General features: G+C 47.3%; 17 protein-coding genes and 2 pseudogenes. 3 read left to right on the forward strand and 16 right to left on the reverse strand.

Translation table 11 applies throughout. The features are described from left to right. Window positions 1-65: 65 nt before the first annotated feature. From MJ257_RS00185 to MJ257_RS00260, 16 genes and pseudogenes are all read right to left on the reverse strand, one after another. Window positions 66-932 carry an AraC family transcriptional regulator gene (locus tag MJ257_RS00185; protein WP_240267374.1) on the reverse strand — a complete coding sequence of 289 codons (867 nt, stop codon included), beginning with the start codon at window positions 930-932 and terminating at the stop codon, window positions 66-68. A gap of 292 nt (window positions 933-1,224) precedes the next feature. Continuing rightward, window positions 1,225-2,940, reverse strand: a complete 1,716-nt coding sequence (locus MJ257_RS00190) for a glycoside hydrolase family 66 protein (RefSeq protein WP_240267375.1) — start codon at window positions 2,938-2,940, stop codon at window positions 1,225-1,227. A 30-nt stretch (window positions 2,941-2,970) separates the two neighbouring features. Then, window positions 2,971-4,545, reverse strand: a complete 1,575-nt coding sequence (locus tag MJ257_RS00195; protein ID WP_240267376.1) for an ABC transporter substrate-binding protein — start codon at window positions 4,543-4,545, stop codon at window positions 2,971-2,973. An 80-nt stretch (window positions 4,546-4,625) separates the two neighbouring features. Beyond that, complete coding sequence (locus MJ257_RS00200) at window positions 4,626-5,504, reverse strand: carbohydrate ABC transporter permease (RefSeq protein ID WP_240267377.1); 879 nt, start codon at window positions 5,502-5,504, stop codon at window positions 4,626-4,628. A 51-nt stretch (window positions 5,505-5,555) separates the two neighbouring features. After that, a complete protein-coding gene (locus tag MJ257_RS00205; protein ID WP_240267378.1) occupies window positions 5,556-6,518 on the reverse strand; it encodes an ABC transporter permease in 963 nt (320 codons plus the stop codon). A 74-nt stretch (window positions 6,519-6,592) separates the two neighbouring features. Next, complete coding sequence (locus tag MJ257_RS00210) at window positions 6,593-8,218, reverse strand: response regulator (protein ID WP_240267379.1); 1,626 nt, start codon at window positions 8,216-8,218, stop codon at window positions 6,593-6,595. A 3-nt stretch (window positions 8,219-8,221) separates the two neighbouring features. Continuing rightward, window positions 8,222-9,973 carry a sensor histidine kinase gene (locus MJ257_RS00215; protein WP_240267380.1) on the reverse strand — a complete coding sequence of 584 codons (1,752 nt, stop codon included), beginning with the start codon at window positions 9,971-9,973 and terminating at the stop codon, window positions 8,222-8,224. Window positions 9,974-10,132: 159 nt separating this feature from the next. Next, window positions 10,133-10,609 (reverse strand): GyrI-like domain-containing protein, encoded by a 477-nt coding sequence (locus MJ257_RS00220; protein ID WP_240267381.1) that lies wholly within the window; start codon window positions 10,607-10,609, stop codon window positions 10,133-10,135. A 29-nt stretch (window positions 10,610-10,638) separates the two neighbouring features. Continuing rightward, the gene (locus MJ257_RS00225) at window positions 10,639-10,995 is read right to left on the reverse strand and encodes a VOC family protein (RefSeq protein WP_240267382.1); all 357 of its coding nucleotides are present in this window, start codon (window positions 10,993-10,995) and stop codon (window positions 10,639-10,641) included. 125 nt (window positions 10,996-11,120) lie between these two features. Next, complete coding sequence (locus tag MJ257_RS00230; protein WP_240267383.1) at window positions 11,121-11,648, reverse strand: hypothetical protein; 528 nt, start codon at window positions 11,646-11,648, stop codon at window positions 11,121-11,123. A gap of 232 nt (window positions 11,649-11,880) precedes the next feature. Further along, the gene (locus MJ257_RS00235; RefSeq protein WP_240267384.1) at window positions 11,881-12,663 is read right to left on the reverse strand and encodes an aminoglycoside adenylyltransferase domain-containing protein; all 783 of its coding nucleotides are present in this window, start codon (window positions 12,661-12,663) and stop codon (window positions 11,881-11,883) included. 270 nt (window positions 12,664-12,933) lie between these two features. After that, window positions 12,934-13,056 (reverse strand): putative holin-like toxin, encoded by a 123-nt coding sequence (locus MJ257_RS24935; protein ID WP_275693614.1) that lies wholly within the window; start codon window positions 13,054-13,056, stop codon window positions 12,934-12,936. Between the two features lie 352 nt (window positions 13,057-13,408). After that, window positions 13,409-13,618: pseudogene (locus MJ257_RS00245) on the reverse strand (GNAT family N-acetyltransferase); the annotation flags it as partial. Between the two features lie 95 nt (window positions 13,619-13,713). Beyond that, window positions 13,714-13,998 (reverse strand): type II toxin-antitoxin system RelE/ParE family toxin, encoded by a 285-nt coding sequence (locus MJ257_RS00250; protein WP_240267385.1) that lies wholly within the window; start codon window positions 13,996-13,998, stop codon window positions 13,714-13,716. Beyond that, window positions 13,986-14,168, reverse strand: coding sequence for a hypothetical protein (locus tag MJ257_RS00255; protein WP_240267386.1), 183 nt, complete (start codon window positions 14,166-14,168; stop codon window positions 13,986-13,988). Before MJ257_RS00255 ends, MJ257_RS00250 begins: the two co-directional genes overlap by 13 nt. 94 nt (window positions 14,169-14,262) lie before the next feature. After that, a pseudogene (locus MJ257_RS00260) lies at window positions 14,263-14,595 on the reverse strand (VOC family protein); the annotation flags it as partial. Window positions 14,596-14,710: 115 nt separating this feature from the next. Here MJ257_RS00260 and MJ257_RS00265 point away from each other — a divergent pair. From MJ257_RS00265 to MJ257_RS00275, 3 genes are all read left to right on the forward strand, one after another. Continuing rightward, window positions 14,711-15,190: a GNAT family N-acetyltransferase gene (locus MJ257_RS00265; RefSeq protein ID WP_240267387.1), complete on the forward strand. Its 480-nt coding sequence runs from the start codon at window positions 14,711-14,713 to the stop codon at window positions 15,188-15,190. A gap of 625 nt (window positions 15,191-15,815) precedes the next feature. Then, window positions 15,816-17,975: an alpha-amylase family glycosyl hydrolase gene (locus tag MJ257_RS00270; RefSeq protein WP_240267388.1), complete on the forward strand. Its 2,160-nt coding sequence runs from the start codon at window positions 15,816-15,818 to the stop codon at window positions 17,973-17,975. Between the two features lie 155 nt (window positions 17,976-18,130). Then, window positions 18,131-18,460: a Uma2 family endonuclease gene (locus MJ257_RS00275; protein ID WP_308193133.1), complete on the forward strand. Its 330-nt coding sequence runs from the start codon at window positions 18,131-18,133 to the stop codon at window positions 18,458-18,460. Window positions 18,461-18,519: the final 59 nt, after the last annotated feature.

The following is an 18,519-nucleotide window of genomic DNA, read 5'->3' on the forward strand; positions in this document are numbered from 1 at the left end:
TTGCTCTTCCGCCCAGAACAAAAAAAGGGCTTCAACGAGGAATAACTCGTCAAAACCCTTTGTTCTTAAGGCTTATGCACATTTTTACGATACTGCAGCGGGGATTGGCCAACCTCTTCCTTAAATACATGATGGAAGGTTTTCACGCTGGCAAAGCCGGCTTTTTCGGCGACTTCAACCATCGGTATATTCTCGTTGGCCAAAATAAACTTCGCTTGATTCAACCGATATTCGGTCAAGAACTGGATAAACGTTTGCCCCGTATTGGTTTTGAAGAAGCGCGTGAAATAGTAAGGGCTGAAGCCCACGAATTTGGCAACATCCTCTAGCGTAATTACTTCCTGGTAACGATTTTCCACATATTCAAAGACTAGATTCAGCAAATCCAGCGTTTCTTTATGTTGGATGGCTGAACGCTTGCTGGACTTATTCTTCGTTTGGCGCCTTGGCAAATGCAAATAAAACTCGCCCATTAATTGATACAGATACCCCAGGGTCAAGTAATTCATGCCCACGGGTTTACTCTGTTCAACTTCATAGAGGTGAACCAGCAGCTCCGTAGCTTTCTGAGCGAGCTCCTGCGGCCAGTTGCGGCTCAATGGCTCCCCGGATTCAAAGAGACTTAACAGGGAGTCTTCGGAAATCCGCAAGATTCGTTCGTCGAACAGCTTCAGGTTAAACTGATAGACATACCGTTCACTATCCGGAGAAGCCAAGAAATAGTGGGCTTCCCCGCTGGGAAAGAAGAAGATCTCCCCTTCTTCCAGCTGAACGATCTCTTCCTGAACGCCAATGTTCACTTTGCCTTTTCGAGAATAGATGATTTCGATTTCTTTATGCCAATGCGGATAGACAATCGTCATGCCGTCATTCAAAAACGTTCGAAACGGAATGGAATCCTGGAATTCCGGGATTTCCAAATAGTCGCTCATAGATCCGTTGACTCCCTAATCGTGGTATTTTGTCGCGTCGAACAGCTTGTTTAGGATACAAATCCGGTTCCCCGTGTTTTTTCAGCATTCGGCGCGAGAAATAGCTTAAAGTATACTTCATGATTATACATCGGACAACCCGGGGGGCGTAAGCCCCGAATATATACACGGACCTCCATTTCGACAAGGAAATCATCATGACAAACGGGTGAAATCTGAACTCCGTCCAGACTTCACCCGTCTTATCATCAAAAATTAACAAAGCTTTACGGCAAACACAACGTAAGGACTCCTATTCTCTAAATTTGACTATGACCATGGACCAGATTTCCAGTGCCGGCAAGACGAATCTGGCCGCCAAACCTTGCTCGTGAGGTACAATTTCATAATCTAAGAAGCAAACCTCTTGGTTCGGATCATCCGGGCTGGCCGCGTAGATGGTCTCAATCGGTTGTTCGATCAAAAAATGGCAAACGACGCCATGCTGTGGTTCAGGCCGTCGATGCTTCCCGTGCTCCCAATAATCGTCTTCGAGTCCGACCAGATTAATCAACTGCAGGATCTGGTAACCCGGCTTCCGCTTGATGACAGTCCATACGGAACCCGCCTCCCCGTTCGGTGCAAAGGGCACCGCCGCTTCCAAGGTGATCTCGGTATTGACCCCAGCCGTGTAGGTGTAAGAGACATCCTCCAATCGAGGATCATGGATCAAAGTCCCAAATCGTACAATGAAGTCATAATAGCGTCTAACCTCAGCTTCAAATTCGGGCCGCATGACGGCATAGTCCGGATAATACGGCATCGTCAGCATGCCCTTGTCTTCGCCTAATAACAGATGGTAACCACCGCTGGCAAATATGGCGGCCATCGTTAACAGCGCGCCGTTTTCGGCCCATTCCTTGTCATGCCCGGCCTTCGGATAGAAAGAAGGAAGGTAAGCGGAAAGGATGATCGGCTTCTCCGGGTTCAAGGATCTCGCGTTATCGATCAGGCCTTTAAGCTCCCGCAGCCGAACCACGGGCGGCCATACTTCGATGTACAAGGCCTCCTGATCGGTCGAGGCCGTCTTGCGGATCGGATAATTGCCCACATTATTGAAGATGACTCCGGCTTCCGCTTGGATCTCCTTCACTGCCGCACTGGTTCGGTCAATCAGCGGAGGATAGCATTCCGCCAAGTCTACCGTTTCCTCGAGTCCTTCGATCCGCCGTATCGCTTTCTTGGGAAACCCGTATTGATCCATATGGATCCCGTCAAATCCAGCCTGAACCGCCTGCCGGAACTGTTCAATAATGTGGTCGGTCCAAGGTGAATTGGGCGTGATGTCCATAATATAAAATAAATCAATTAAGTGAAACGGCTCACCTCGGCGGTTATAAAGCCCCCAATCCGGCCGGGCTTGCAGGAAATCCTTAAGGCTTGCATATACAGCCCCGTAAGCCAGGGCTGCCATTCCTTTGTTATGAACGGCTTCCAGCTTCTCGCGAACGACTTGATAGGACATTTCCCGGCCCATCGGATCCATAAATTCATCTTGCTGCGGAACAAGCTCGTCATGCCGATACATCCAATCATAGAACTGGATGACATTCAGGTGGAACTTGTTCATACTCTCCACATCCCGAAGATCTCCGGACTCCTCGCTCCGAAAATCGCTCAAAAACCCGTAGCGAGGCGCCCGACTCCAATGATCGGCAATATCGTACGAGGTAAACGCCGTCGACACGACTTCGCCCTCGCGAAGAACGGTAACCTTGACCCCGTAACCGGACCAAACGGTTTCTTCAAGAAATAAAGGAACGGGGACGATTTGCTTTACCCCTTTGTTTGCCTGGATCGTAACCTTCTCCTCGGCGACCGGCCGCTCCAGCTTGGAAAATGCCACGACCAATTGCAGAGCCGCATCCTCCCGGGTTTCCAGTTCGATGAATAGGTTCCCGGATTGATTGGGTTTATATTGGGCGCGATCAGGATATGCATCGAAATGCGTCACTAATGGGCTTCTCATCTTTCTGCTCCACTCCTCTTCGGGGACCGGTTATTCTTTCCCGTTTGCCGCCAACCAAGCATCAAGCTGCTTTTGCGCTTCGGCGATCACCTTGTCGGCTCCCGCCGCTTTTTGTTTCTCCAACAGCTTAGGAAGGTTCTCTTCCGGGTCCAACTGGCCGGACTTCAGCCCGTCGACAAAAGCCTTATTGGCGTTGTCGATCGAGATCAGCTCATTTTTCACCGGCTCCGGATCAAAGACGAATCCGAAAATGCGGGAAGGATTCGCGGATACCATTTCGTTGAATTTCTCATAATTTTGGTATTTGTTCGGATCTTCGCCCACCCGGGTATAGTTCAGCATTTGATTGCCCAATTGCCACATAATGTCATGATAATAACCGACGCTGTCTATGGTTTGACCTTCCGGCAATGAGATCTGGCCATCTTTAAGCACGTAGTGCTTGCCTTCGATACCGAAGTTGAACAGGGTCAGCAATTCTTTGTCTTTGTAGAACAGGTTAAGCAGCATCATGGCGCGTTCCGGATCTTCCGAGCTCTTGGAAATCGCTTGCATGGTCGCCGTCATTTTCCCGGTTTGCAAACGGTCGATATTGAGCGGTATCTGCAGCATTTCTCGGCCAGCCTTAATGGAACCGTTAGATGAAAGGGCCGGCTTGCCGATTTCCATATCGGCCAGAATATCCATGTCGCCGACAAACGCAAATCCTTTGCCGGCCTGCAATTTCTTCCAAGCATCCAAACCTGGCGTCAGCGCATCTTTATTGATATACCCAGCTTTATACCACTTGTTGGTCAGCTTGGTAAGCTCCAGATACCGCGGTGTCGTGAATGAATTGATTACCGTATAATCATCCGGAGCCGTTCCATCCACATTGATGGCGGCAATACTTGAGATCGAATCCAGGTTCGTGGACGAATAATAGGCTTCCAGCGGAAAGCTAGGCGCCACTAAAGGCGTTATCCCAGGTTCATTTTCCTTGATCGTTTGGAGCATCGGCTCCAGGTCCTCAACTTTTCCGGACTTCAGCACGGAGAGATCGAAATGGTATTTGTCCACCAATTCCTTATTCAGATAAACCCCTTGAGATCCGCCAAGTTCTTGATGGGTATGGATGCCGTACAATTTGCCCCCGCGCTTGGCCGGCTCATGATAATCTTTTTCCACGGCTTCGATGTCCGGGCCGTATTTGGCAAGCAGTTCATCGAGCGGTAGCAGCGCACCTTTCGTGACCTGTTGTTGGAACCCGAGCCAATCCGCCGTAAACAGCAGATCCATTTTGTCGCCTGACGCCAGCATCAGGTTGGTCTTATCGCTCCATGCCCCCCAATCGATGGGGTTTAATTTGACGGTCATGTTCAATTCCGGATAGGCCTTCTGCAAGTAGTCGTTCATGGCATCCTGGACCAGTTGATTGTCTTTTTGAGGCGCGTCAGGAAATACCATCACGACTTCGTATGGCTTCAATTCGGAACCGGCCGCTCCGTCCGGTTGAGATGCATTTTTCGCGGCGCTCCCTGCATCCTTGTCGCCGCATCCGGCAGTGATGCCTACGGTTAGCATAAGCGCGGCCAGCACAACAGAGCTCTTTTTCAACCAATTCATAAACATGTGACCTCCCTAAAATCCTCTTATTTCTTACCCTGAATCTTCTGTTTCTTATCCTAATCCGGCCTTGGCCGGGATCAGCCTTTCACGGCTCCCACGGTGAGTCCTTTAACAAAATATTTCTGCAGGAAAGGAAATACCAGCACGAGCGGCCCGATGGCAATCATCGCCATGGCCATTCGGATGGATTCCAGCGGCGTTGTGATCTGCGCGGTCGAACTATAAGCCTTATTGGCGATCGTTTGCAGAAACGAAGCGTTCATTAACGTCTTGGTCAGCAGATACTGCAGAGAATATAGATGCTCATTTTGGATGAAGACCAAACTCGTAAACCAATCGTTCCAGTAGGACACGGTGGTGAATAGTCCGATCGTCGCCAGAACGGGGAGCGACAACGGCAGAATAATACTGAAATACGTTCGAAATTCTCCCGCTCCGTCGATCTGAGACGAATCAATCAAGGAAGGCGGTATGCTGTTCGTAAAGAACGTCCGCATAATGATGACATTGAACCCGCCTATCAGGCCGGGGATGATCAGCGCCATCAACGTATCCTGCACATGCAAGAATCGCGTGTACACCAGATACCAAGGCAGCAAACCTCCCGAAAACAACATGGTGATCAGGATATAGAAGCTAAGCGCTTTCCGCAACGGAAATTCCCGCCGAGACAACGAGTAGGCCATCGCCGATGTAACGAACAGACTGATGATAACGCCGATGACCGTGACTAAAGCGGAAACGCCGTAAGCCCGCAAAATTTTCTCGGCATCCTCAATTAGATACCGATAAGCAACAAGACTGAATTTACCGGGCCAAAAGCTGTAGCCATGGGCCGTCACCCAGTTCTCGTCGGCTAACGAGATCATGAACACGAGCCAGAACGGGATTAGACAAGCCAAACTAAATAGAGTCAGGAAAATCAGAATGAGCGGGTGGGTCCTTTTCTTGTTCATAAGCTTTTTACTCCTTCATGCAGGTTTTCGCTTGTTCCAACGCCGAAACTCCTAAAACAAAGCGTTTTCTTTACTGTATCTGCGAACAATCAGGTTGACCGTGATGACGAGCGTAAAGCCAACTACCGATTGTAACAGTCCTGCAGAGGAGGCGAGTCCCGTATCGCCGGTTACCATTAGGGCGCTATAGACATAAGTATCGATAACCTCCGTGGTCTCCTTTAACATGCCAGAGGCCATGGTTGCCTGATAGAAAAGGCCGAAGTCAGCGTTGAAGATCCGGCCGACGGCCAGCAGTGTCATGATAATAATGACCGGGGCAATCAGCGGAATCGTAATTCGGGTCATTTGCTTCCATCGGCCGGCTCCATCGATCACCGCCGCTTCATAGTACTCGGAGTCGATTCCGACGATGGCCGCGAGGTAGACGACGGCGGAATAACCCACGTTTTTCCAGGCGTTTACTATGGTTAAAATGTAAGGCCAATGCTCCGGTTCTGCGTACCAATTGACAGGTTCCACGCCGAACGGCTCCAAAATGAACTTATTGATGAATCCCAGATCCGGATTCAGAAAGCCGTAGACGATGTAACCAACGATGACCATGGAAATGAAATTGGGCAGAATCACCGTGCTCTGGAAGAATTTCGAAGCCAGCTTGTTCTTAACCTCATTCAGCAGTAGAGCAAGCAGCACGGCCAACGTAGTATTGATCAATAGAAAGCTGATGTTGTAAAGCAAGGTGTTTTTGATGATCAGCCAAGCATCGTTTGAAGCAAATAAGAACTTAAAATTATCGAAACCGATCCATTTGCTTCCCCAAATCCCGTCCGTATAGTTTAAATCTTTGAAAGCAAGGAAAATGCCGAACATGGGCAAGTAATTGTTGATGAGCATCAGCAGGACTCCCGGCAAAGCCAGAAGAATCAAAGCCCTGTACTTCCATAACTTCCTTCCTTTTGTAGGTGCCCGCGAGACGGCGGGTTGTGCGTTGAACGCTTTTACCGAAGCCATAAAGTCCACCTTCTTTGTTGGTTATGGCTTCATTATAAGGAGGGATCCGTGCCGGCTCTGCCGTTTTTGTAACCTCAATCCATTCGTTTTGTGACTTTGCGATATTCTTGCGGATTAACGTCAAACTGTTTGCGGAACATTTTGGTAAAATGCGAAAAATTACTGTACCCCACCTGCTGCGCCACCGACCCGACCGTCATGTCCGTCGTATCCAGGAGTTCGCGAGCCCGGTTCATCTTCACCGAGATTAGGAAATCAATGAGGTTTTGTCCGGTTTCTTTTTTGAATAGCCTGGACAGATAGGCCGGATTCAAGCCCACATAATCGGCAACGCTTTCCCGGGAGATTTCTTCCTCCACATGCTGTTGAATGTAGCGAATCGATCGGTCGATCACCCCGCCCGTCTCCTCCTGGTCAAAGGCCGCTTCCATGACCGACGATACCATTCCTTCCGCCCAATGCTTGTATTGGAGCAGGCCGCGTATACGGGCCGCTGCCCAATCCATGAACGGTTCAATGCTCCCGGCGTTGATCCCCTTAACCTGCAAAAAGTGATAGATAACTTGCAAGGTATCCTGATGCAAGGCATCCAGATGCCTTCCCTGAAAACCTTGACGGACTTCCAATCGGGCGGTCAAGCCATGGATAAACCGGACGGCGGCCTCCCGATTTCCGCTTAGCATGCAAGAAACTAATTCATCGAGATGTATATCATCCGAAATCGGCGACATTGGGATTTGGGCTTGCGGCACGAAAAATAGCACCGATTGTGTCCGGGAAATATTGTCGCGTTCCATCCCCTTCAAGCTTTCGCACATCCCCGGCAGCTCTTGAAGCGGCTTGTATTGGCCGACATAACAGGTTACCGTACAGTAGAATAAATCCTCGCATGCCTGGATAAAACGTTTTCCCGTGGCGGAAAGCTCGTGAATGCTAAGGTTCTCCATTCGCCCCCCGCCTGCTGCTTCACCTTGGGCGTATAGCAGAACGAATAGAACCCCGCCTTTGTCCGTGATAACCTCTCCCTGACAGCTCTCGATAAAAAATTCCTCCGCTGCTTTCTTCACGGCATATTCCATAATTTCCTGATCACGCGGAGTAAGAGGTTTATTCCATTCCTCAATACTGATCAAGATCGGAAGGACCCGGGCATGGACCTTCAACTCCACGCCTGCCTCCGCCAGCTCACGTTCAAGAAAATCGCCAAACGATAAGATTCGGCGCGATAGCAAATCCTGCCAGAAGCGTTCCACGCGTTTCGGCTTTTCTTTTTGCCATAGATTCAAGTATTTCTGATACATCTCATTGTAGGATTGATACGCTTCCTTCTCACGAATGGCTTGAATCATCCCCGAAACGGCCGACACCAATTCCTCCTTATCCACAGGCTTCAGCAGATAGTCGAAGCTCCCGAGGTTAATCGCTTTCTTTGCGTAGGCAAATTCGGAATGGCAGGTCAGAAACAGAGATTCCGTCCACGGGGAATGCTCCTTCACCCAACCGACCAGCGAAAGTCCGTCTTCATCCGGCATTTCAATATCGCAAATCAACACATCGACCTTCTTGTCCTTCAGAATTCCTCTGGCCTCGTCGGCGCTATATGCCGTAAAAATCTCTTGAATCCCGTATTCCGTCCAGTCGCAGCAATGGAGAATCCCCTCCACCGCAAACGGTTCATCATCTACAATCAACAATCGCATGACTTATCTCTCTCCTTCTGTACATTCGATGGGCAACCTCAGGGTTACGCGAAATCCGGACGGGTCATTCTCGCTGAAAGAAATGCTAGCCCGTTCCTGATAACGCATCTCTAATCGCTTCCTCACGTTCCAAATGCCGATGTGCCTGTCTTCGGAAGCCGGCATGTACTCGGAGGAGCTCAATTCAGCCAGCTTCTCGGCGCTCATGCCCTTCCCGTTGTCCGATACTTCAATGATCATCATGTCGTCCGGAGCTTCCGATCGCATCGCCGAAATCTCCAGACGGAAGATCTCCGCTTTCAGACTAATACCGTGCAGCATGGCATTCTCTACAAAAGGCTGAACAATCAAAGACGGAATGCAGGCTTGCCGAAGTTCATCGTCCATCATGATTCGAAACTCAAACGATTGTTGATACCGCATCTTTTGAATCTCGAGATAGTTCCGAATATGATCGAGTTCCTGCTCCAATGTCAGATCGTGATCCTTCGCCTGGAGCATAAACCGGAAATACTGCACGAGATGATGGACGGTCTTTTTCACCAATTCATATCGCTTCAGATCGGCCAATTGGAAAATGATATTAAGCGTATTCAGGAAAAAGTGCGGGTTAATTTGCATTTGCAAATGCTTCATTTCCGCCTTTTGCGCATTCAGCCGTTCCTCGTAGACGTCGATCTTCAGATCTTGAATCTCGACGACCATGCTGTTGAACGCTTGATTCAGCGCTTGGAACTCGAGCAGATTGGAAGCGGGTAATTTCGTTTCCATGGCTCCGTTTCGGATGCGATGGATTCCCCCCAGCAAATTCAGGATCGGCCGGATCACCATGCGCCGGAAATAATATAAGTAAACCAGCAAAATCAGCAAAACAAGGAAGGGAAGAATCGTAACGATCGTTTGAAATACATTTAACCCCTGCAGCAGTTCGGAATTGGGAATGACGATAGCCAAATTAATGCCTAGAGGGGCGGATTGGCTGGAAACGACAAACCACTTCATGTGATCGCGTGAAAAAGAGAAGGAGGAATTTTTGCTCATTTTCTCGGGCGGCAACCGAAAATCATTGTCTTTCAAGGCGGAAGGGCTTGTTAAGATGTTCCCGTCGTTGTCAGCGATCAGGACATCGCCGCCGGATTGCAAGTTCAGATTGCCGAGCGGCGAACGCATGGAGTCGAGGCGAATCAGGGCGCCGATGTAAGAAGGATTGCTCAGATTATTGCCGACGGTCCGGTTTAAATAATAATCGCCTGCAATATTGACGATCGTCCATTTATACTGAAGCGATTTCAGATTGTCGGCTTGTTGAACCCGGTCCGTAATCCAGGCGCGTATCTCATCCATGTATTCCTCGGAGCTTCCCAGCACATTCGAAAGCGTCAGCGAATCATTGGGACCGGAGTAGAGGTAAAACAGGTCTACCGTATGGTAATAGGCCTGATAGGATTGGTTTCTTTGCATAATGCCCATGCGGGCAAAGTAATACTCGGAATCCGTAAGTCCCGGGCGGCTGAATTGAAGAAAATTCTCGTCATGATCCACGATATCAACCAGATTGATCGTGATATCCTCAAGGCTGTTTTCCATCATTTTCAGATTGGAATTGACCAAATTTTGATAGGACCTGGATACCTGGGATAATACCGTCTCCTTGGCGAAGTAACCGGCTGCAAATAGAAGCAGCAGGAGCGGAATCGTTATTGCAGCAAAAAGTTGGATCAGCCTCACGCCCAGTGAGTTTTTCTTGTTTGTCATGATGGATGCCCCCGATTCATTTTTCAACTTATTCAACCGAATCGTCTTTATAATACCAGTCAACCCCCATCGAATATAGGACTTTTCAAGAAAACAGGCCGACTCTCTCTGAATTTAGAGGAGTCGGCCTGTTTATTTATGACCGCTAAACTTCCGTTCTTAGTTGTTCTTCAGCTTAACCGGGATGAACGTTTCCATTTGAGCGTATCCTATTGCTTTGATCACTTCCGGAGGCGTAATAATGTGGCCCATGGCATAATGATTCGTTCTTTGGTCCAGTTCGAAGATTTCGGATTGTTCGATCCATGCCAACGCCTCATGATACAACCGGTCATTTTCTTCATGGTCTCCGTCTTTGTAGTGATATGTCAGGTAGTACCCGCCATCAAAATCTATCACCTCAAATCCTTCGGCGTCCATCTCCTCGGTCAAGGCATAGATCCATACGAGACCGCCCTTCTCCGTATCATAATACAAGAAATCCCGCGGCATGAAACAGTCCCGCGGCCCGGGCTCCAGCTTGGAAAAGTAGGCATCGAACTTCCCAAGCACCCCATTTTCCGAAAAATCGGAGTTCGGATCCACCCCGGAGGATACCGCCTTAAACGGTGGGATCGATATGATTCGAAATGACATCGTTCACCCTCCCTAATCAGAATAGCAACTCATATGGCAATCCACCAGAAAACGCCAAACCGGTCGATCAAGTTGGAACAATAGGCGTTCCAATCGCATGGACCCGGCGGGTCAATGACCGTGCCGTCTTCTTTCAAGATGTCAAACGCCTGTTGAACCGCTTCCTCGCTCCCCATGCCGTAGACATTAAAAGCCATGGTCTGCCAAGTCGTTTTGGGGCTGGTGTCGCAATCCTTAGGCGCTTCGCTGACGGCCATAAACAGCTCGCCGTCTCGCATCAGCTCGCAGTGCATATACTCATTTCCCGTCTCGTTCTTGACTTCAAGACCTTTCTCTAGCCCAAATGCCCGGCAATACCGATCGACCGCATCCAAACTGCCTGCCACATAAACCTGTGAACTGATTTTCAGAAGAAGCCCTCCTTCACTTAAGTAAGTGCATTGGGACTGACTGATCTCGTTAGCAAACTTTCCTCCCCAAATCGTAACCCACCATTCCAGCATCTACCATATCATTTTTCACTCGTTGTATAATTGCGGAAAAGGAGGATCGTCCATGCCCATCCTAAAGAAGCATGACCTAACCCGTCATGATGTTTTTGAATTGATGCAAGGTCTATTGAAGGATCCTCATTGGCTTGAGGATTATATATGTAACAGATTCTCTCAATTGTAATTCGGATGTTGCCTTTAGCTTTACTTCCTCTAGTTGTTATTTGAAATTCTTCATCATCTTTAGTATGTACTGATATGGACCCATTCTTGTTTCCACTATATTCAAGTAGCTTATTCTCTTTGCCTTTCATCTCAAATCTCAAAGCCCCTTCAGTAACAGTAACTTCATATTTTATTATAAATTCTTTTCCTTTTTTAAGGTGTACTGACCAGTTATCCATCCCGTCATAATCACCAAAAGTCAAGATTAAACTATCATGACTTCGTGAATCATACCAATCTCCATGATAACCTTTCATACCTATGTACTTTATTTCACTTGCATGTAAATCGTCATACTTTACTTTACCGTACCAACCTAACACAATGGCAAGTAAACATACTGATACAATTATTAGTCTTTTCATATTCGTTCCTTTCAAATATCTTTTCCGGTATTTCACCTAACGTATTTGTATTCGCGAACCCTCACTGGCTTAAGGGGCGAAGCCCCGGGTCCGACAGACTTAGCCAGTGCAGGGTTGTCTGCTGAATCCGCTTCTTCGAAATGCCTCTGCAAACCAAGGACCCCTCAGGGTCCGTAGCGTGAATACGGTGTTATAGGATATTGGCACCTTCATTGAGATACATATCAAGATCATTAGAAGCTTCTATTATTACTACATCAAGGCTATTTATCCATTCAATATATTCCGAAAACTTAACTTTCGATGGATCCTTCCTAAGTTCCTTAGCTTTATGTAAATGTTCCTTCCAATTACTCTTTATATTCTTAAGTCCCCAATCAGCAGCTTGACTTTTCGAAAAAATGGTTCCTTCTTTTAACCAACCAATGAATTTAGCAGTTAATAATAACCAATCAATTGAATGCAAACTTCCACCCTTACCATGTTTCCTCATACAAATTGAAAAATCGATTAGGAATTGTCTAATCTCATCATTCGATATTTCAGGCATAATGTGATTTTGTGATTCTCCATACAACAACATGCCCTGATTCTTTATTGTGTACATGGTAAATAAATCAAGTTGATTATTCGACCAGATGTTCTCACCTTTCGTTCCCCACCATAATGCTTGCCCTTCCTCTCCCTGAATAAGCTGTAATGGTAAGAAAGCTCCTTCTAACATACTAGTGAAGAGATCATATTCTGATCTGTAAGTACCTCTAAGCCTGTTCAATCTGTCGATTTCGTTACTTGTAAGGTTATTGTTTACTATGACCAAGTAATCCAAATCCCCATATCCCGGGCATAAATCATTATGTAATGCTGACCCATAGATATAAACACTTAATAATTTATCGCTTAAGATATACTGTATGTCCTTCAAAAATAATGACAGGGTTTGATTAATCTTTTCGTCTTGAAAATGATTCATTAAGATAGCTATCTCCTTAGGTTTAATATTGTCTGTTGAGCTACTTCCTCGAACCGCCTCTTGCAGACCAAGGAGCCGTAGGCGACGCAGCTTGAATACTATGTTATCTGATGGGGATGCCCTCTTCGAAATACTCTCATAATGCACTATTATGTCTTTTCTACAATTAGTTCTTCGATACATCTTTTCAATTATGGTAATATATATTTAATAAAGACCAAGTGCGCTAACACTTGGTCCATGCAATTGGCTTGGATGGGTAATCCCTTCTTAGTCATTTACGATCGAAAACCCACCTTCGGCGGTCAATCTTGGGGTGGGTTTTTGCTTTCTCTTGTTGTTATTATTAATGTAAATTAAAAGTGCAAGAATGAATGATCCAAATAGGAACATAATCGTTAGTGCATCTTTCACCTCTATGGCTTCACCTCCTTTCGAAGGGAAACCATGACCACCCAAGATTCAATTGTAGTTATATTTTACCTTTATTTACATCTGAGTAGGTCCTAAATTTTTTATGGTTTTAATACAATTAGCAGCCCTTTCAGATAACGTACCGCATTCATGACGTTGATTTCCCTTAGACAGGCCTGTCCTAGGGAACTCAATGTGTCTGCCTGAATTGCTTCCTGAAAACTCTTCTGCAGACCGAAGCGAACGCCGCAGCATGAATGTTTTGTTATCTGTAGGATGGGCCCCCCGGTTTAGAGAGCCGCAGCCGTGGCTCACTTTCACTTTTCACGCATTATGTCAAACTTATTTCATAAATTCGAGAGCTACTACCCCATGGATGATATCCATCCCCAATATACTTGAAACCATATTTCTCATAAAACTCAATCATTTCCGTACATAAGTACAATGTATTAAAACCCAATTTCATTGCATCTCGTTTTATTCTCTCAATTAGAAGATTAGAAAAGGCGTTCCCCCTATAATCTTCTTCTACATATAATGCACAAAGCCAAGGGTAGCATGTTTGACCAACCTAAAAAACAAAAAAAAACATCATCGATCTCACTTAGGAAGTCATGATGTTCTATAACCTTTTCATTTATGAAGTCTTCTAGTTTGATGTAATACTGTTAATACTTCTATTCCATCGGTATTGATTCTATATATATTTCGATAGTTCTTATACAACTTTTCTCGGATCCTATGCTCTTTATATTCTGGCACTTTTCTACCCGCCAATGGAAATTTAGTGATGTCTACTGTTGCGGTAATCAATTGCCTAATGAAATCCCCTGCATTTTCTTCTGAATCCTGTTTTATATATTCATGTAAAATTTCTAGATCATTTAATGATCTAGGCGACCATGTTAATTTAGCCATTTAGAGATTTTCTCCATCGCTTCATTATGTGGTATGCCTTGCCCTTCGTTTAGTTCATTTAAACCTTCTTCGATCTTCGCCCGAACATATAGTTTATAAAGGATGTCCTCCATCGTTGCATCTTCCGGCAATTCCTGTATAAGTTTAATCACTTCACCCTTAATGCTCATATATTTCACCTCGCGCGTTTCTGTATTACCTACAGTATAAACCACAACCAAATATGTGTGTTATTATTTATGGGTATAGATATTGGTTTTTATAAGTTAGTCTAGATACTACTTCGTCAATGTCTACAACGGTGAACATAACTCGCAAATAACCGAGGGCGTTTACTGGAGCAGTCCGGTGATCTGATATAGTAGGTGGGGTAAGAAAACGTGAAAGTTCAAGTCGGCTGTGGCCGTCTGGAGTAACCATCATTGCAATCTCTACGCTCTGAGAACCAAGTCCGGTTACTCGACCAGCCCATTCACCTTCGACAGTCGTTCGCCCTTCGAGTTTCAAGCCAATCTCCTCGAAGAAAGAGATTGCGTCATCAAGAGATTCTACAACGATGCCGATATTGTCCATCCTTACTAATTTGTTTTTAGTCATAGATTTATCTCCCTTATGGATCATCAATTTATTCTAAATTTTAAATTACTATATCACATTCTGCCATAAATTGAGTTAAAATAGCGCTATTAATCCAAATAACCGAGGTGAACCGATGATCACAATCAGACCTTTGAAACCCCACGAGTTCGACTTCTTCACGGATATGCACTACGAGTCCATACATATTCCACAAGGGAAACCACCAAAACACGAGCTTCTAAACGCTCCGCATCTTAGGAAGTATCATGAAGGTTGGGGTCGCAAAGGAGACCTGGCTTTAGTAGCTCTGAACGAGGATCAACTTGCGGGGGCGGTATGGTACAGATTATTCGACGAAACGAGTCCAGAATATGGATACGTCGACAGCGAGACGCCAGAATTGGGCATCGCCATCCATCCAAATTTTCGGGGGATGGGAATCGGGCGAACCTTGATGAATGAAATCATCAAGCAGGCAACGAGCGAGGGTTACCCATCGATTTCCTTGAGCGTCGACCCGCAAAATGCTTCCGCCGTGAAGTTATATCAGCAATTGGGATTTGTCTACTGGGGCGTTTCCGGAACTTCATGGACCATGAAACTCGATCTTTAATCCCATTAACGCCCTTTTCCGGGTTCCCAAACGAGTAAGATCCGCCTTAGGCGCGCAGCCTTCGGGCTGGTCTTTACTTTTCACTACTCAACCTTAATTCGAATCTTTGCCGAATTGCCAAACTTGAACTTCAACGTTGCGGTTCCTTTTCCGCGCAGAAACTAGGCTTCACATAAGCAACCATACCCTTCCGCTCCATCATTGGCCGTCTCAACCTCGTACAACTGAACTCACCTTCCTTCATCCCCCTAGTTTTTCCCATCATACTATGTGCTTATGAATTTCATATGAAAATCGAACAACTCAATAGATTCACAATTAGTCATAGATCTCATGCCTATTATTTGACAGATTTGGAACCTTGATATAAAATGAAAGCGCATCCTTATTTTGCCATCTCTGTCCACAGAACAAAGTCATGGATGTCGATCCCACAATTTGAGGGCGCTGCTTTCCTGATCTCTCCCTATCAGGAACAACCCCGTAATCTTCATTTGAAGATTGCGGGGTTGTTTTTTTTGCAGCGGGAAAGGAGGAGCTGAAGGTTCATCCAGCGGTTGGCTTGGAGTTCAAATGAAGTGAGTGTGCAGGAACAGTATAAAAAGCTGGAAAGGTGGTTTGATTGATGAAACCGTTTTTTAAAAAAACGATGATCACCCTGCTTGCTTCCACCTGTCTCTTTACAGCATGGCTCATCCCATCGATCGCCGTTTCTACAGCAAACGCCGCTCCCGATACGTCGGTCCTGAACAAGCAAAGCTTCTCTACCGATGTGATCTATCAGATTGTGACCGACCGCTTCGCGGACGGGGATCCTTCCAACAATCCGTCCGGCGCGGCCTATTCGCCTGGCTGTACGAATCTGAAGCAGTACTGCGGCGGAGACTGGCGGGGAATCATCAACAAGATCAACGATGGTTATTTTGCCGGAATGGGTATCAGTGCCTTGTGGATCTCTCAGCCGGTAGAGAATATTTACAGCGTCATCAACTACTCCGGCGTGAACAACACGTCCTATCACGGCTATTGGGCCCGCGATTTCAAGCGGACGAATCCGGCGTTCGGCAGCATGAGCGATTTTCAGGAGCTAATCAACACGGCTCATGCCAACAACCTCAAGATCATTATTGATTTCGCGCCCAACCATACCTCCCCTGCTTCGGAGACACAACCATCCTTCGCCGAGAACGGTCGTCTTTACGATAATGGCAACCTGATCTCCGGCTACACCGGGGACACCGACGGAATGTTCCACCATAACCAAGGAACCGATTTCTCCTCGCTGGAGGATGGCATCTATCGGAATCTCTATGATTTAGCGGATATCAATCACCACAACAACGTGAAGGATACCTATTTTAAAGATGCAATCAAACTCTGGCTGGATATGGGGATCGACGGCATCCGGGTGGACGCGGTGAAGCATATGCCGGAGGGCTGGCAGAAGAACTGGGTCTCTTTCATTGCAGGATATAATCCGGTGTTTACCTTCGGGGAATGGTTCCTTGGCGTCGGCGAAAATGATCCCAACAACATCCGCTTCGCCAATGAAACCGGAATGAGTCTGCTAGACTTTCAATTCGGGCAAAAAGTCCGGCAGGTCTTCCGCGACAATACGGATACGATGTACGGATTGAATAGCATGCTGACCACGACCGCCGCCAACTATAAGCACGTTCATGACCAAGTCACGTTTATCGATAACCATGATATGGATCGCTTTAAGCTAGGCAACAATGACCGCCGCCTGGAGCAAGCGATCGCCTTCACCCTGACGTCACGCGGCGTCCCGGCGATCTATTACGGTACGGAGCAATATATGGCAGGTAACGGCGATCCGGCTAACCGTGGTTATATGACCGGCTTCTCGACCACAACCACTGCCTATCAAGTCATCGGCAAGCTGGCGCCGCTGCGGAAGTCCAATCCGGCACTCGCTTATGGAAGCACCCAGGAACGCTGGATTAATAACGATGTGTATATTTACGAGCGCAAGTTCGGCGGCAGCTCTGCACTAGTCGCGATTAACCGCAGCGCGGCAACCGCCGCCTCGATCACCGGTTTGCAGACCTCCCTACCGGCCGGTACTTACGCCGATGAGTTAAGCGGACTTCTGAACGGCAACAGCATCACGGTTAGTGCCACGGGCGCCGTGTCCGCCTTCAACCTGCCGGCAGGGGCTGTCGCCGTATGGCAATTTACAGCTGACGAGACGGCACCGGTAATCGGCAATATCGGAACGGACCTTGGGAAAGCGGGCACGACGCTGACAATCGATGGCCGAGGCTTTGGCAATGCGAAAGGGAACGTCTACTTCGGCACTACGGCAGTCACCGGCAGCCAGATCTTACAGTGGGAGGATACCCAGATCCAAGTGAAGGTTCCGGCGATAACGCCCGGACAATATAACATCAAAGTCCGCAACGCATCCTCCGTGGACAGCAACAGCTATAGCAGCTTTAATCTGCTGACAGGGGATCAAGTATCGGTCCGTTTCATCATTAACAATGCAAGCACGCAATTGGGCGAAAATGTCTACCTTACAGGCAACACGGCCGAACTCGGCAATTGGGATCCGAACAAAGCCATCGGTCCGTTCTTTAATCAGATCATCACCACCTATCCGAACTGGTTCTATGATGTCAGCGTGCCGGCCGGAACAACCCTTGAATTTAAGTTTATCAAGAAGAACGGTGCCACCGTCACCTGGGAAGGCGGCGCGAACCATAGCTTCACGACGCCAAGCAGCGGGGTCGGCACCGTTCAGGTCAACTGGCAGCCGTAAGCTCCAGATCCGGGAGCCAGCCAAACCTCAACGACCAGCCGGAGATCTCCTCCTCGGCTGGTCGTTCTTTTTCCCCTATAACTCATCGAAACTTTCTTTCGTTACGCTTACCGCTTTCACCTAAATAGCTAACCCTCTGTTGACTGCCGTGAAACATATGCGTCGTTCAACCTGATCTCGTGGTTATTTGCGACAAAGATCGAATCGACGCCAATGGCAAATATATGGGAACTCCCCAATTGGTCGTTGAAGTGTTATCCCCCTCCACGCGGAGCAAGGACCTCATCAAGAAGCTGGATTTGTACAGCGTATGTGGCGTGAAAGAATATTGGGTCGTGGATCCGATGAAAGCACTCGTGTTCGTATACGCGCTGGAAGACGGTAATATTGCGGACATGAGCATATTTTCGAACAACGGAGATGGGCATGTGACCTCGCAGCTTTTCCCGAGGTTACAAGTATCGCTCCCGGATTTGTTTGCCTGATTTAGAAAGCCTAAGTCGATCCGTTCACGTGAGCCCCTCCCGCTTGCAACCCGCTCGAT

This window comes from Paenibacillus timonensis (assembly GCF_022427145.1).
GTDB classification, from domain to species: Bacteria; Bacillota; Bacilli; order Paenibacillales; family Paenibacillaceae; genus Fontibacillus; species Fontibacillus timonensis.